Annotated in this window: 16 protein-coding genes; 3 read left to right on the top strand and 13 right to left on the bottom strand. The window is 62.2% G+C overall.

The features are described 5' to 3' along the window. The 5 genes from A5760_RS21650 to A5760_RS26345 all read right to left on the bottom strand — a co-directional run bounded on the left by A5760_RS21650 (position 1) and on the right by A5760_RS26345 (position 4,830). Positions 1–756 (bottom strand): ferredoxin reductase, encoded by a 756-nt coding sequence (locus tag A5760_RS21650; protein WP_064884567.1) that lies wholly within the window; start codon positions 754–756, stop codon positions 1–3. Next, on the bottom strand, positions 743–1,342 hold the full coding sequence (locus tag A5760_RS21645; RefSeq protein ID WP_064884565.1) for a sulfite oxidase-like oxidoreductase: 600 nt from the start codon (positions 1,340–1,342) through the stop codon (positions 743–745). The genes A5760_RS21650 and A5760_RS21645 overlap by 14 nt, the downstream gene beginning before the upstream one ends. Further along, a complete protein-coding gene (locus A5760_RS21640) occupies positions 1,339–2,706 on the bottom strand; it encodes an NAD(P)/FAD-dependent oxidoreductase (RefSeq protein WP_064884563.1) in 1,368 nt (455 codons plus the stop codon). Before A5760_RS21640 ends, A5760_RS21645 begins: the two co-directional genes overlap by 4 nt. Before the next feature lie 301 nt (positions 2,707–3,007). Next, positions 3,008–4,423, bottom strand: coding sequence for an NAD(P)H-quinone dehydrogenase (locus tag A5760_RS21635; protein WP_064884561.1), 1,416 nt, complete (start codon positions 4,421–4,423; stop codon positions 3,008–3,010). 17 nt (positions 4,424–4,440) lie between these two features. Next, positions 4,441–4,830 carry a four-helix bundle copper-binding protein gene (locus A5760_RS26345; RefSeq protein ID WP_196772166.1) on the bottom strand — a complete coding sequence of 130 codons (390 nt, stop codon included), beginning with the start codon at positions 4,828–4,830 and terminating at the stop codon, positions 4,441–4,443. Positions 4,831–5,345: 515 nt separating this feature from the next. Here A5760_RS26345 and A5760_RS21630 point away from each other — a divergent pair. Continuing rightward, complete coding sequence (locus A5760_RS21630) at positions 5,346–6,002, top strand: sigma-70 family RNA polymerase sigma factor (protein ID WP_269199199.1); 657 nt, start codon at positions 5,346–5,348, stop codon at positions 6,000–6,002. Next, positions 6,002–6,238 (top strand): hypothetical protein, encoded by a 237-nt coding sequence (locus A5760_RS21625; RefSeq protein ID WP_064884557.1) that lies wholly within the window; start codon positions 6,002–6,004, stop codon positions 6,236–6,238. The genes A5760_RS21630 and A5760_RS21625 overlap by 1 nt, the downstream gene beginning before the upstream one ends. 59 nt (positions 6,239–6,297) lie before the next feature. On the opposite strand, the gene ctaD is transcribed toward A5760_RS21625, so the two are convergent. From ctaD to A5760_RS21590, 7 genes are all read right to left on the bottom strand, one after another. Beyond that, positions 6,298–8,004 (bottom strand): cytochrome c oxidase subunit I, encoded by a 1,707-nt coding sequence (gene ctaD, locus A5760_RS21620; RefSeq protein ID WP_064884555.1) that lies wholly within the window; start codon positions 8,002–8,004, stop codon positions 6,298–6,300. Positions 8,005–8,051: 47 nt separating this feature from the next. Then, the gene (gene tal, locus A5760_RS21615; protein WP_064884553.1) at positions 8,052–9,140 is read right to left on the bottom strand and encodes a transaldolase; all 1,089 of its coding nucleotides are present in this window, start codon (positions 9,138–9,140) and stop codon (positions 8,052–8,054) included. A gap of 156 nt (positions 9,141–9,296) precedes the next feature. Then, positions 9,297–9,854: a peptide-methionine (S)-S-oxide reductase MsrA gene (gene msrA, locus A5760_RS21610; protein ID WP_064884551.1), complete on the bottom strand. Its 558-nt coding sequence runs from the start codon at positions 9,852–9,854 to the stop codon at positions 9,297–9,299. After that, positions 9,851–10,339 carry a peptide-methionine (R)-S-oxide reductase MsrB gene (gene msrB, locus A5760_RS21605; protein WP_064884549.1) on the bottom strand — a complete coding sequence of 163 codons (489 nt, stop codon included), beginning with the start codon at positions 10,337–10,339 and terminating at the stop codon, positions 9,851–9,853. The genes msrA and msrB overlap by 4 nt, the downstream gene beginning before the upstream one ends. Before the next feature lie 75 nt (positions 10,340–10,414). Next, positions 10,415–11,185, bottom strand: coding sequence for an SDR family NAD(P)-dependent oxidoreductase (locus A5760_RS21600; protein WP_064884547.1), 771 nt, complete (start codon positions 11,183–11,185; stop codon positions 10,415–10,417). A 342-nt stretch (positions 11,186–11,527) separates the two neighbouring features. Continuing rightward, a complete protein-coding gene (locus tag A5760_RS21595) occupies positions 11,528–12,127 on the bottom strand; it encodes a GNAT family N-acetyltransferase (RefSeq protein ID WP_064884545.1) in 600 nt (199 codons plus the stop codon). A 76-nt stretch (positions 12,128–12,203) separates the two neighbouring features. Next, a complete protein-coding gene (locus A5760_RS21590) occupies positions 12,204–12,398 on the bottom strand; it encodes a hypothetical protein (RefSeq protein ID WP_064884543.1) in 195 nt (64 codons plus the stop codon). Positions 12,399–13,287: 889 nt separating this feature from the next. On the opposite strand from A5760_RS21590, the gene A5760_RS21585 reads away from it, so the two are divergent. Continuing rightward, on the top strand, positions 13,288–13,848 hold the full coding sequence (locus A5760_RS21585) for an ERG2 family protein (protein ID WP_064884541.1): 561 nt from the start codon (positions 13,288–13,290) through the stop codon (positions 13,846–13,848). A 52-nt stretch (positions 13,849–13,900) separates the two neighbouring features. On the opposite strand, the gene A5760_RS21580 is transcribed toward A5760_RS21585, so the two are convergent. Further along, complete coding sequence (locus A5760_RS21580) at positions 13,901–14,536, bottom strand: TetR/AcrR family transcriptional regulator (RefSeq protein ID WP_064884540.1); 636 nt, start codon at positions 14,534–14,536, stop codon at positions 13,901–13,903. Between the last annotated feature and the right edge of the window lie 243 nt (positions 14,537–14,779).

Genomic DNA, 14,779 nt, shown 5'->3' with positions numbered 1-14,779 from the left:
TTAGTTGCTCGGTCCGAACCGCTCGGTGCGGATGGCTGACGGCTGATGCCCCTGCTCGATCAGCTTCGCGGTCACCGATTCCACAAATCCTGTTGGACCGCAAACGTAGACGCGTGTGCGACGGTCGGGGATCCACCCGGTCGGCGCGAGGTCAGAGGAGCCGACCCGACCGGGCGGCCGAGCGGTTTGTGATGCGGCCGCGCGGGTGTAGACCAGCGCGACCTGCAGCCAGCCACATTCGCGCTCGAGCTCGCCCAACTCTTGGGCGTAATACACATCGGCGGGACTGCGCACCGAATAGACCAGCCGAAAGTCGGCGCTGCCCGCCACTATCCGCTGTCGCAGCATGGCCATCAACGGCACGATCCCCGACCCGCCGCCGACGAGCAGAACCCGAGCCTCCTCGTCCGGGCGCCAGACGAACCAGCCGCCGATGGGTCCGCGGAGTTCGATCTCGTCGCCGGCGGCAAGCCCGACGAGGTAGGGCGAGACCTCCCCGTCGTCGGTCCGCTGCACGGTGAGTTCTATGCGCTCGCCGTCGACCGGTCTGCCCAGTGAGTAGCTGCGTTGCGCGCTGTACCCGTCCTCAGCGGTCAGCTTGAGATCGATGTGCTGGCCGGCCAAGTGGCCGCCCCAGCCCGGCACGTTCAGCCCGATCGTTTGCGCAGACTCGGTCTCGGGTTCAGAGTCCACTACGCGCGCGACCCGCCAGCGCAACTTCGGTTCCATGTCGCAGCCGTCGTCAATCCCCGGCATAGCGTTGTTCTCGCCACGGGTCCCCGTAGTTGTGGTAGCCCAACCGTTCCCAGAATCCAGGTGCATCGCTGTCGCGTAGCTGAATGGATCTAACCCACTTCGCGGACTTCCAGAAATACAGGTGCGGCACCAGCAGCCGCGCCGGGCCGCCGTGCACCGCGGTAAGCGGTGCACCCTGGTACGCGTAGACGATCCAAGCCTTCCCACCGAGAAGGTCGCCCAACGGAAGATTGGTGGTGTAGCCGCCGTAAGAACCGACCAGTGCGAATCCGGCAGCGGTGTCGATCGATTCGAAAAGTGTGTCCAGAGAAACGCCTTCCCACTTGGTATTCAGCTTCGACCAGGTGGTGACGCAGTGAATGTCCACCTCGAGCCGCTCGCTGGGCAGGAGCTTGAGCTGGCTCCAGGTCCACTCGTGTTGGGTGCCGAGCTCGTCGTGAATGGTGAATCGCCAGTCATCGAGATCGATCCGCGGAGTCGGCCCTGCTTGCAGGACAGGGAAGTCCGCGGTCAGATGTTGACCGGGCGGCAGCTCGAGGGCCGATTCGACGCGGCGGCCCCGAAAGCCTTTGTTGACGATACTCATTCTGCCCCTGCCGCCTTTGGTAGCTGGAAGACTTCGCTGGCCGTGAATTGGGCGTGGGCACCGCAAACGAATCCCATTGACAACACCGTGCGGGGGAAGAAGACGTCGGTGAGATATGCAAGTGCGACCGCCCAGCGGTTGACGAGCCGGGGAAGCGCGTAGAGGTGGTAGGCGCGGGCGATGAGCTTCGCGGGATAGCCCGATAGGTGCACGCCTAGCGGGTTGGCGACGGCGTAGCGCGGACCCAAGTCGACGACCAAACCTTTGTCGCTGTGCCGGTAGTTTTTCCGCTCGCCGTACCCGAGACTTGCGGCGACGTTGCGGGCCAAAGTCTTACCTTGTCGGGTCGCGTGCTGGGCGGTGGGCGGTGCGATCTTGCCCGGCTGGGTTAGGTCCGGAACGGCGGCGGCGTCGCCCCCGGCGAACACTTCGGGGTGACCTGGCACCTGCAAATCGGCCTGTACCGTCAGCCGGCCCCGCTCTGTTTCCAATCCCAGTGTGGCGATCAGCGGTGACGGGGTCACGCCAGCCACCCACGCTACCGTGCAAGTGTCGATGCGCGAATCATCGGTGAGCACAACATGGTCGGCGTGAACCTCCTTCAGGGTGGTGCCCAACCGCACATCGATTCCGCGAGAGCGCAGCACACGCATCGCCGCGTCGCCGAGCCTCTGCCCCACCTCGGGCATGACGTGGTCGGCCAGGTCCAGCAGCACAAATCGCACCGAGGCCCGATCGAAGCCCATCTGCTTCGCCGCTGCGTCGGCGAGTGCGCGCAGCTGCGCGGTCAATTCGGAACCGGAATACGAGGCCCCGACAACGACAATCGTGCGCCGCGCGGCTGCGCGGGCCTCGTTTTCGTCGACGTGGGCCAGTTCGAACTGTTCGATCACATGATCACGCAGATACAGCGCCTCGGCGGTCGACTTCAGCCCGTGCGCGTGGGTGGCCAAACCGGGCGTATCGAACAGGCGGGTCACCGAGCCTGGTGTCAAGACCAGCCGATCCCACGATAGCGTCCCTACCCGACCCTCCGGATCGGTGAACGAGAGCCTCTGCCTATCGAAGTCAACCTGGTCGACTCGGCCGCGGACCGCCTGCACGCCCTTGAGCGTTCCGGCCAGCGGAACACAGACAAACCGCGGGTCGACCAGCCCACCGGCAACATCAGCCAGCAATGGCGAGTACTGCATGTAATCGACCGGCGAAACAATGGTCACCCTCACATCCGAGGCGCGCGCCCTGTTTAACCGTCTTGCCAGTCCGCGCGCGCATTCGAAAGCGGCGAACCCGCTCCCGACGATCACAACCGAGGTGGCCGGTTCCTCCTTCTCCGGTTGACGGTGAAGTGGGACCGCGTTCATATTTCTTCTCCTGTTTGGTATTCGGGTATCCACATGAGGTTCGCGGATTAATCGCACGAGGCCGTGGTGTTCATTGGTGACCACGGCGTCCTGGACTGCGGCGTGCTAGACGGCTGTAGCCAGCTCGGACATCGGGATCAGATAGTGAGCATCGCCCGACTCAGGTCCACCTGTCATCACCCCTCATCACGATTCACCCGGGTGATAACGCTCAAGCTGCGACCGCCGCCCCGGATGGACTGCCCGAGCAACTGACTGACGCGCTCACTTCAAGGAACCGCCGGCCCAATTAGTCCGTGCATCAGTTCAGATCATCGCGGGCTATGAGCCGGCGGGCCGCCTCGGTGACCGAACCGGACAGCGACGGATAGATCGCAAGCGTCTGCGCCAAATCGTCGACGGTGATCCTGTTTTGAACAGCCATCGCGATCGGGAGTATCAATTCCGAAGCGATCGGAGCGACCACCACGCCACCGATCACCACGCCGCTGTCCTGCCGGCAAAATAGTTTGACGAAACCCCGCGTCAGCTCCGACATCTTGGCCCGCGCATTGGTTTTCAGCGGAAGGATGATGACACGAGCCTGGACCGAGCCGTTGTCGATCGCGGTCTGCCCGATGCCGACCGCCGCAACCTCGGGGTGGGTGAACACCGTCGCCGCGACGGTGCGCAACTGAAGTGGATTAACGGCTTCACCCAGGGCGTGATACATCGCGATCCGGCCCTGCATCGCGGCAACCGAGGCTAACGGCAAAACACCGGTGCAGTCCCCCGCAGCGTATATGCCCGGAACCGATGTGCGTGAAACACGGTCGACAGCAATGTAGTTGCCACGTGCGAGGTCGATGCCCACGCGTTGTAGACCCAGGCCGCCGGTGTTGGGAACTGACCCAACTGTCATCAATGCGTGGCTGCCCTCGACGGTACGGCCGTCGGTCATTATCACCAGCACCCCGTCGTCGGTGCGCCTGACCGATTGTGCCCTGGCATTTTTGACCAGTTTGACCCCGCGTTCGGCGAAGGACTCTTCCAGCACCCACGCAGCATCGGCGTCCTCGTACGGCAACACCCGGTCGCGGCTGGCCACCACTGTTACCGCCGCACCCAGTTCCGTGTAAGCGTTAGCGAATTCGGCACCAGTCACACCGCTTCCCACCACAACAAGGTGCTCGGGCAGCGAGTTCAGTTCATAGAGCTGGCGCCAGGTCAGGATGCGCTGGCCGTCGGGGCGCGCCGACGGCAGGATCCGGGGGCTGGCCCCAGTGGCGATCAATACCACATCGGCCTCGCGCATCGTGGAGCTGCCGTCGCGTGCGGTCACCTTGACACAGTGACGTACCAGGCCGGGAGTCGTATCAACCAGTTCGCCCCGGCCCGCCACGAGCTCCACACCTGAGTCGAGCAGTTGCTCGGTGATATCGGCCGACTGCTCGCTAGCCAGCATCTTCACCCGCTGGTGGATTTCCGGAAGAGAGATCTTGGCGTCGTCGATGTCGATGTCGAAACCCAGGCGGGTTGCCCGTCGCAGTTCGGTGCGCAGCCCCGTGGAGGCGATAAAGGTTTTCGACGGCACGCAATCGCAGAGGACAGCAGCACCGCCGACCCCGCCGGAGTTGACCAGTGTGACCTGAGCCGCGGCGGGATCCCGTCCGGCGGCGACCAATGCTGCCTCATAACCGGCCGGACCGCCGCCGAGGATTACGATTCGGGTCGTCACGGAACTGCTTGCCTGCCTCAGCCGAGCGCCTCGACAAGGTCACGGCAGGCCCGTTCACAGCGACGGCAGACGTCGGCGCACACCCGGCAATGCTCGTGTTTCGGCGCATGTTTGTCGCACTCGTCTGCGCTTGTCTTACAGGCGGTGGCGCACGTTTGGAGCACCGTCCTAGTCAAGTTGGCGTCGTAGTCCGTGTGCCGGGACAAGACGCGGCCGGTCGTCGCGCAGACATCCGAGCAGTCAAGGCATGTGCGTATACATTTGGTTAAGTGATATACGTCGTCTTCACTCAGGCAGGCGTCTGCACATGCTGTGCAGGCTTGGTCGCATTCGATACAGGCGTCAATACATGCGACCAGCTTGGCTCTATCGATCCGACCTAGATCTCGTGGATAGGTCTCCAACATTTCCTTGGCGGCGCTCACTGTAGTAGTCCTCGTTCAGGGCGATGGCTGTCTCTTCTGTCCTAGCCTTCTCCACGCAAGGTAACGCTCGGGGCCGTGAATCTCTGCTGTGCTTCTTACACAACAGAACACGGCTGCGCGGGTGTAGACATTAAGAGCATCGCGCAAAGGGGGATGGACTGTCGTCACCCACCCACATCATTCACCCGGGTGATAGTTGAACACGAGCAGTGGTGCGCGGGCGACTGCCACAGCCCGAGCGGCCAACTTGAACACTGGTGGCGCGAGCCATCACCCGGATGAATTGCCTCGGCGGGTGATGACCACTCACCCCGCGGCGGTGGATGCTGGCCGAAGAATGGCAAGCGGAGGTTCGGTGAAGCAAGCAAATACCTCACCTATGGTATCGCTGCGTCAGGTGGCGACCCCCCTGGAAGGAATGCACTTGAACGGGCAGTCAATACTTTTCACGATGACAGGAACATAGCGTGGGTCGCGTGCGCGGGGAATGTACAAAGGTGCCAGACAACCTGTTGAGCGCTCAATTTGAAAGCGCCGTCATCCCGCTCCTTGAGCCTCTCTATCGGCAAGCTCTTCGGATGACCTCCAATCGAACGGACGCGGAGGATCTGGTGCAAGAAACCTTGCTCAACGCTTATGCCGGTCTCCGGGCATTCGAACCAGGAACGAATCTCAATGCATGGCTGCGGCGGATCATGACCAACACCTACATCAACACCTATCGGAGGCAAAAGCGCCGTCCCACCCAATATCCGACTGGTGAGATCACTGATCGACAGCTCGTCGCCGGTGCCCCACGCGAGCCCGGGGGCCTGCGGTCGGCCGAAGATCAGGCGCTCGAAATGCTGCCAAACCCCAACCTCAAGGCGGCGATGATGGGCCTGCCTGAGCAGTTTCGCATGGCCGTCTATTTTGCCGACATCGCGGGATACTCCTACAAGGAGATCGCAGCCATGATGGGCACCCAGCAAGGAACCGTCAGTTCGAGGATCAACCGCGGACGAAAACAGTTGCGCGATTTACTATTCGACCCGTCGGATAACCATGCCGCCCCCAGTCCGAGTCGCCAATTGTGCAACGCACCGACCTACGTCGGGGAAGGCGCGGGCGCGAGGCATCGAGTTCATCCGGTCCGGTCGGTAGGTCAGGCCTGATGAACGACGCGAGAGTCCAGCGCACGCATTCGGTTTCGCCGCCGTCACCCTGGAATGTCAGCCTGACGCTACCGGCGCTAGAACATCTGGCGTTCTATGCCGGCATCGGTGCAATGGCCGTACTAGGGATGATGGAATGGCCCGTCGTCGCAGCGTTGGTGGTGGGTCACACGCTTGTCAAAGCGCAGCACAACAAAATTCTTCAATCACTTGGCGAGGCATTGGAAGAAGCCTAGCGGCAACGTATTACGGACTGGCACTGTGCTGGCGACCACTCCAGTTGCGGACTCGGCAGTTATCGCGTGTTCGCTCGTGCCAGCGTGACGTGGGCTTCGCTGCGCATCCGTTCAATCATGTGCGGATAGTGCAGTTCGAAGGCGGGCCGCTCAGAGCGGATGCGTGGCAGTTCGGTGAAGTTGTGCCGTGGGGGTGGGCTGCTGGTGGCCCACTCCAGGGAGTTGCCATAGCCCCATGGATCGTCGACGGTGACTGGTTCGCCGTAGCGCCAACTACGGAACACGTTCCACACGAACGGCAGCACCGAAGCCCCGAGGATGAGTGCCCCGATCGTTGAGATGACGTTGAGTGTCGTGAACCCATCGGTGGGCAGGTAGTCGGCGTAGCGGCGCGGCATCCCCTTATTGCCAAGCCAGTGTTGCACCAAAAATGTTGTGTGAAACCCGATCAGCGTCAGCCAGAAGTGCAACTTGCCCAGCCGTTCGTCGAGTAGCCGCCCGGTCATCTTGGGAAACCAGAAATACACGCCGGCGTAGGTGGCGAACACGATGGTGCCGAACAGCACGTAGTGGAAGTGGGCGACCACGAAGTAGGTGTCGGTGACGTGGAAGTCGATTGGTGGGCTGGCCAGCAGCACGCCCGACAGGCCGCCGAGCAGAAAAGTCACCAAAAAGCCCACCGCGAAAAGCATCGGGGTTTCAAAAGTCAGTTGGCCCTTCCACATGGTGCCGATCCAATTGACGAATTTGATTCCGGTCGGAACCGCAATGAGGTAGGTGGCGAACGAAAAAAATGGCAGCAGCACCGCACCGGTGGCATAGAGATGATGGGCCCACACCGCGATCGACAGCGCCCCGATGGCGATGGTTGCGTAGACCATGGTGGTGTAGCCAAACAAGGGTTTGCGGGAAAACACGGGGATGACTTCGGTGATGATGCCGAAGAAGGGCAGCGCGATGATGTAGACCTCGGGATGGCCGAAGAACCAGAACATGTGCTGCCACAGCAGGACTCCGCCGTTGGCCGGGTCGAATACGTGCGCGCCAAGATGGCGGTCGGCGGACAGCCCGAACAACGCGGCCGTCAACAGCGGGAAGGCCACCAGCACCATGATGCTGGTGACCAGGATGTTCCAGGTGAAAACCGGCATCCGAAACATCGTCATGCCCGGCGCGCGCAGGCACACCACGGTCGTGATCATGTTGACCCCACCCAAGATGGTGCCCAATCCGCCCACGATCAGACCCAGGATCCACAAGTCGCCTCCTGGGCCCGGGGAGTGGACAGCGTCGGACAGTGGCGTGTACGCGGTCCACCCGAAAGCGGCCGGCCCACCGGGGGCGATGAAGCCTCCCAATGCGATCATCGCACCGAATATAAAGAGCCAGAACGATAACGCGTTGAGGCGCGGGAAGGCTACGTCGGGGGCGCCGATCTGCAGGGGCACCACTAGATTGGCGAACCCGAATACTACCGGGGTCGCGTAAAACAACAGCATGACCGTGCCGTGCATGGTGAAGAGCTGGTTGTATTGCTCGTTGGACAAGAACTGAAGCCCGGGCGCGGCCAGCTCGGTGCGCATCAGTAGCGCCATCAGCCCACCGATAAAGAAGAACGTAAAGCACGCGACGACATACATGATTCCGATCAGTTTGTGATCGGTCGTGGTGATGAGCCGGTAGATCAGGCTGCCCGTGGGGCCTATGCGCTCCGGGAATGGCCGACGGGCCGGCAGCTCTTCTAACTCGGGCACCGCGGTGGACAATTAAATCAGTCTCCTGAATAGGTGAATGATGTAGCGCCGCAGGGTATTTAGGGTCGAACGGACCGTAGCCACGACGCTGCGAACTTTCCCACCCCGTCATGTTCGAGCACGGCGAATACGTTGGGTAGATCGATACCGATCGCGCTCAGCCGGTCCAACACTTCCTCGGCCTGTGCCGCCTTGCCAGTGATGGTGTCACCCTTGATGACGCCGTGGTCGGCCACCGCCTCCAATGTCGCCGCAGGAATGGTGCTGACTGTGTTCGGCGCCACGAGTTCGGTGACGTACATCGTGTCCGGATACGCGGCGTTCTTTACCCCAGTGGAGGCCCACAGCGGACGCTGCACGCGAGCACCCGCGGCGCGCAACGCGGAGTAGCGCGGCTCGGCTTCGAAGACCTGGTGGTAGGCCGCATAGGCCAACCGCGCGTTGGCGATGCCTGCCTGCCCCCGCAGTGCGAGTGCCTCGGCGGTGCCGATTTGCTCAAGCCGCCTGTCGACCTCGGTGTCCACCCTGGAAACGAAAAGCGATGCCACCGAGTGGATCTGGGATAAATCGGCCCTTGCGCATTGTGCGGCTTCCATGCCGGCCAGATAGGCGTCCATCACGGCCCGATGCCGTTGCGCGGAAAAAATCAGCGTCACGTTGACCGAGACACCTTTAGCCAGTGCTGCAGTGATTGCAGGCAGCCCCGCGTCCGTGGCCGGAATCTTGATAAACACGTTGGGCCGGTCGACGGTTTTGGCCAACTGGATGGTCTCCATGAGTGTTCGATCCGTGTTGTCCGCATCCAGCGGATTGACTTCGACGGAGACTCTTCCGTCGACACCATCGGAGGCCTCCCACTGCGGGCGCAGCACATCGCACGCCGCACGGACGTCATCAGTGATCACCGTGCGGATCGCCGCGTCGATCGCGATGCCGCGCGCAGTCAACTTGGCGATCTGCTCGCGGTAGAGGCGGCTGTGGGTCAGTGCTCGCTCAAATGTCGACGGGTTGGTCGTGACACCGACGACACTTCTGGTATCGACGAGGCGCTGCAAGTTGCCCGATTCCAGCCAGTCGCGCGACAAGTCATCCAGCCAGACCGACACGCCCGCTGCCGACAGCGCCGCCAGGTTCGGGTTCTGAGTCATCGTGTCACCGCCGCTCGCCGATCTCCGTACAGGGGCAGCACCCATGCTGCGACACGTGCGGCCCCATAACCGATCACCGGCGCGTACGCGCTAAACAGCACCTGCCAATCACTCGCACTTGTCCACGCCTTGCCTATTGTTGCCGAACCCATATCGCTATTGAGCGGGCTCTGCATGTTCTGCCGTCACCGCCCGCGCGCCGGCGCTGCGAGTGTGGTTGGGCAGCGTCCATTCTGGGCGGATGTAGTGGCAGGTATACCCGGATGGATACTCCTGTAAGTAGTTCTGGTGTTCAGGTTCGGCTTCCCAAAACTCAGCGGCAGGAGTGACTTCAGTGACGATCCTGCCGGGCCATCTTCCTGAGGCCTCGACGTCGGCGATGGTGGCCAACGCGACTTGCTTCTGCTGGTCGCCGAGGTAGAAAATCGCCGACCGGTAACTGCTGCCGACATCATTGCCTTGACGGTTCGTGGTGGTCGGGTCGTGGATCTGGAAAAAGAATTCCAGCAACGCCCGGTAATCGGTCGCCTCTGGGTCGTAGGTGATCTCGAGTGCTTCGGCATGGCCGGGATGGTTGCGGTAGGTGGGATGCGCGTTACGGCCGCCGGTGTATCCCACACGGGTGGACACCACGCCCGGCAGCTTGCGAAACAGCTCCTCCATGCCCCAAAAGCACCCACCGGCGAGGACGGCGATCTCGTTGGAGTTGGTCATGACTGCTGCCCGCCTACGCTTTGGTGTTGCGCCGGTTCACCCTTCGTGAAAAGACCGAGGTATTCCCCATAACCCTGGGCTTCAAGGTCGTCGCGATGGATGAACCGCAGCGAGGCAGAGTTGATGCAGTAGCGCAACCCGCCGGCTTCCCTTGGCCCATCTGTGAATACGTGGCCCAGATGACTATCGGCGCGTGCTGACCGCACCTCGACCCGTTCCATGAAGTGGCTGCGGTCACGCTTTTCAACGATATTGTCCGCGTCGATGGGCTGGGTGAAGCTGGGCCAGCCAGTTCCACTGTCGAACTTATTCACCGAGGCGAAAAGCGGCTCACCAGAAACGATGTCAACATAAATGCCCGGCTCGTGGTTATCGCAGTATTCGCCGGTGAACGGAAGCTCGGTACCGGCCTCCTGGGTGATGTGGTATTGCTCAGGGGTTAACGCGTCTACCGCGTCAGGGCTCTTGCTGTATTGGCGTGGCATCCGATCTCCTTCGTTTATGCGCCGCTGATGTGATGAGGCGCTGAGTGTTTCAGTAGGTTTCGCCGCGTCGTCGGGTTAATTGCGGCCGGCCATGATGCCGCCGTCGACATTGAGAATCGCGCCGGTGACCCAACTGGCCTCATCAGAGAGCAGATACGTCACGGCGTTGGCCACGTCGGCCGGCGTGCCCACTCGTCCCAGCGGATGAAGCGGCGCGAATGTGTCAAGCGTGGCGTCGATCTCGTCTTTGGGGATGAACCCCTCGTAGAGCGGGGTCTTGACGACGGCCGGCGCCACCGCGTTGACCCGGATCTTGTGCCCGGCAAGCTCGATGGCCAAGTTATGGGTCAGGGCATGCAAGCCGGCCTTTTGCATCGAGTACGCCGACGACGGTGTCGCACCGATCGCCTGATGTGCCCACATGCTGCCGATGTTGACGATTGCCCCGCCCTCACCGCGGGCGATCATGCCCTCAACGACGGTCTGCGTCAGGAAGAACAAGGCATAGTTGAGCTCCATATACGAGTCATAGAACTGGGCGTCGTACTCGAGAAACGGCTTGGGGATGAAGAATCCGGCCGCATTGACCAACAATGTCGCGTCGGCGTGCTCCTCAGAAAGCGCACGCTGTACATCGGCGACCGCGCTGCGATCGGTCAACTCGGCAGTGATTCCCCAGGCTTGCCCAGCCCCGCTGGTCAATTCGGTCACGGTGTCGTCAACACGGTCTTTCGACCGGCCGACGATCACCGCACTGCCGCCGTGGCCCACGACATCAATGGCGACCTGCCGGCCCATACCGGCGCTGCCTCCGACGACGATGACCTTCTTGGAATCGAAGTGCATGGTGAGACCCTTCTTCTGATCTTCGCGACGACTGCCGCGCCGTTATCGGTTTGCCGGGAGAGGAAGGTTCGCGGCCTGGCGACGACGCCCGGCGCCCCGTATCTCGGCGGTGAACTGGCTTCAGTCTGCTGCGCGGCGGGGTGAGCCGTCATCACCCCAGCGTTGTTTCACCCGGGTGAGTTCTGCCGGGGTGCCGCGACCGACTGGCCTATTGGTGTCCGTTGTTGATCACGTTTTCGGCCCGGCATCCGCAAGCCGACGTTCGGCGCCGGGATGACACATCATGCCCCAGTCGACCGACCGCGCCGCGCCGCGAATCCCGATGTGGCAACTGCAGTTTGGCTAGTGCGGTGGCGGTGCACAGGCTGGCTCTGGCAGATCCAGATCGGCCTTGCTCAGGCGGTAGATCTCAAGGGTCAGGTTGTAGTACTTGTCGGTCTCACCGACCCATTCCATGCCCACTCGCCGCGCCGTAGCCACCCCGCGATGATTGCCCGGCCGCACGACGGCGAAGACCTCACTGACACCGACATTTGTGAATGCTTGATGGGCCACCGCATGGCCAGCCTCCGCGCCGTAGCCGTGACCCCACAGCTTCGGTGCAACCTGCCATCCGATCTCGAGATCGGTGCGACCGGGTGGAAGTGGTAGCAGTGCCACTCCCCCGATCAGGTCGCCAGAGGCTCTATCGGTGATCGCCCAGCGGCCCAGGGGCACGCCGGTCGCGTCGCTTTCGGCGACCCACGCGCCCAAGAGTTGGCGCATGTGCGCGGCGTCGGTGATCGACGGCAGCGCCGGACACAGCCAACGCGAAACCTCCGGCTCCCCGTATATCCCGTAGGCGAAGACGTCGTCGTCGAGTTGCCACGGGCGCAATAGCAGCCGGCTGGTCGCGATTCGTCGCGTGTCAGGGTCCCATTCGACGTGGCGATGCTCAACCATGTCGCCTCCTGGTTCGTGATCCACAAAATCACCTTGTGCAGGACATCGTCATCGTGCATTGCCCGGAGCCGCCGGGCTAGCGGGACTGGGCGGAGTCCCAGAACTCGTTGGGGTCGCAGGACGCGTTGTGGTCGCAGGACTGGTTGTGGTCGCAGGACTCGTGGGACTCGTTGAGGTCGCAGGACTCGTAGGACTCGTTGAGGTCGCAGGACTCGTCGGACTCGTAGGACTCGTGGGGGTGGTACTCGCAAGGCCTGGGCCTTCGCCACACCAGTCCGCCACATCCTTCGGGTACTGCTCGAGCGGCGGGGGACAACGCTGCCCCGGCGGGAAATTGGCGCCGGCGTTGAGCAGATCGCAGGGCACGTAGACCTGCTTGCCCTTGGGAGTGTTGGTCAGACACTTCGTCGGCGGCTCGCCATGGGCCTGGACGGGAATGATGGCCGCCGCTACCACCGCGGCGAACGGCCAAGCAAGACGGCGATACGTCATGAGAACTCCTGGTGATGCGGCCTTGGGCGTGCACAACGTGACATCGCCGTCATATGACGATTAAAGCCGCTCACCCCAGCCACAATCCAACCCATAGGTCTCTGGCGTAGTTGCGGCGCTTACCAATTTATCGCTTTGAACAGCACATCTCTGTGGAGCTGCCGGGAGTCGAACCCGTTACAAAAAGTGGCGTGACCTGCGAAAAGCACGAAATTTGACTACGCGAATCGAAGCGAAGAAATGCTGCGCGGCCTGCGGATACATCGAAAGGTGTTGACGCCGTCAACACGGGTCCGACAGTAAGCGGAACCTCTACAACGATCGTGAGGACTATGCAGGAGTCTCCGGGTTGCTGTGAAATATTTGTCGCGCACCTGCGGTCGGGTGTTCGCCTCGCAGCCGCGCTCACTACACGTCCTCTGCGGCGTCGAGCTCCGCCGCGTCGGCCGGGTTCGGACTCTTCCAATCCAAACGGAGGTCACGCCATTGACCGATGAAGGCATGGGCCGAACTCAGTCATGCGCTGTCTCTTCGGATCCCCCGCGACGATCCCGGGAAGCGTGGCGTGCGCCGCGTCTGCGGGCGTGGTGGCCGTCGTACCGCCATTAGCCGAGAAACTTATCATACACGTTGGACGGTAAGCGTATGATAAGGTAGCGTCGCTTGCCATGGGAGCAATATTCGATTCCGAGCACTTGCACTCGATCGCTAAGAACGCTGTCGGTCTGGACAGCAAGGATGCGGCTTTTGCGCAGATCATCGCCGAGCTGAAACGCGAGTATCCGGGTCACATCCGCGACGACATCCCCTGGGTGTTCAACAACGCCGGCGGCGCGATGGGGCAGATGAAGCTCCTGCACGCGTCGCTGTCGGAATACCTCATCTTTTTTGGCACCCCGATCGGCACCGAAGGCCACTCGGGCCGCTACGCCAGTGAGGTGTGGGACTTCATCATCGACGGCGAGGTGTGGTGCTACCAGGAGGGCGAATTCGAGCGCAGCGTCTACCGACCCGGCGACGTAACCTATCTGGCCGGCGGCCGGGCCAAGGGCTACGCCGTGCCTGACGCGGCGTTCATGCTGGAATACGCGCGCGGCCCGATACCCGGCATGATGCCCTTTGGCATCGCCGACGCCGTCTTCAGCACCCTCGACCCGCCGACGATCGGCAAGACTGCCTGGTACTACACCCGGCTTGTCGTCGGCGAGCTCCTCAAGGGCAAGATCTGAAGCCGCGGAACACGAAATGCACCATTCGAGGTCAACGCACCGCTAGCAGCTACTACTGTCCGCCGGCGGCAGCGACGGCGGGGGCGTGTGGCTGGGCCGAGATCGCGCCTCCCAGCCACCGTTTGATGAAGCGCCGCAGGTCATCTCGGCTGCGGCCGGGGTGGTTGGGCGCGACGAAGAACGACAGCATCGTGCGCAAGGTGAACTCCACCAGTTCGCGAAGCGCCGCCTGGTCGTAGCCGTAGTGCTCCCAGTCAACATCGAAGCGGGTGATCATCCGCATCCCGAACGCCTGGGCTTCATCGGAGGCCAGGCTTGGGGTATGAGCGTTGCGGTACGGTTCGGACAGCAGAATGCCCAGATGAGGTGTGCGCCTTACCTGTTCGAGGGCATATAACACCGCTTCTGTCATCGCTTCGGTTGGATCGGTGATGCCGCCGACCGCCTCGGCGAGCCGGTCGAGGAAGCCGTCGACGGAGGCCACCGCCGCTGCCTGCATCAAAGCCTCAGCGCTGGGAAAGTAGCGATACACCGTCTGTCTGATGACGCCCAGCGACTCGGCAACCTCAGCGATGCTGACATCGGAACCACTTTCGGCCATCAGCGTGACCGCAGTGGCCACGATGCGCCGCGAGGCTTCCTCATCGGTTGCCGGCGGATGCCCGTCCCAGCCCCGTCTACGCGCCACCGTCGACCTCCACAAGCAACAACACTCCCGCAGGATATCGACTGCGTACAGGCGCCTACGGAACTGCAGCCGACGTTGGCCAGAGCCGCCATGGCCATCGTCATACATCCAATACCACGAATGTATGATGATTGGCGCGCTGGCGTTGCGAAATAGCGCTAGGGTGTCCTCGGTCGGTGGCCTGGGACTATCAAAACTAATTATTGTTTGTGCTGGTCAATCAGTGGAGCTGCCGGGAATCGA

Origin of the sequence: Mycobacterium colombiense (assembly GCF_001665835.1) — a bacterium.
In the GTDB taxonomy this organism is placed as follows: domain Bacteria; phylum Actinomycetota; class Actinomycetes; order Mycobacteriales; family Mycobacteriaceae; genus Mycobacterium; species Mycobacterium colombiense_A.
This window is presented reverse-complemented; position numbering and strand designations above follow the sequence as displayed.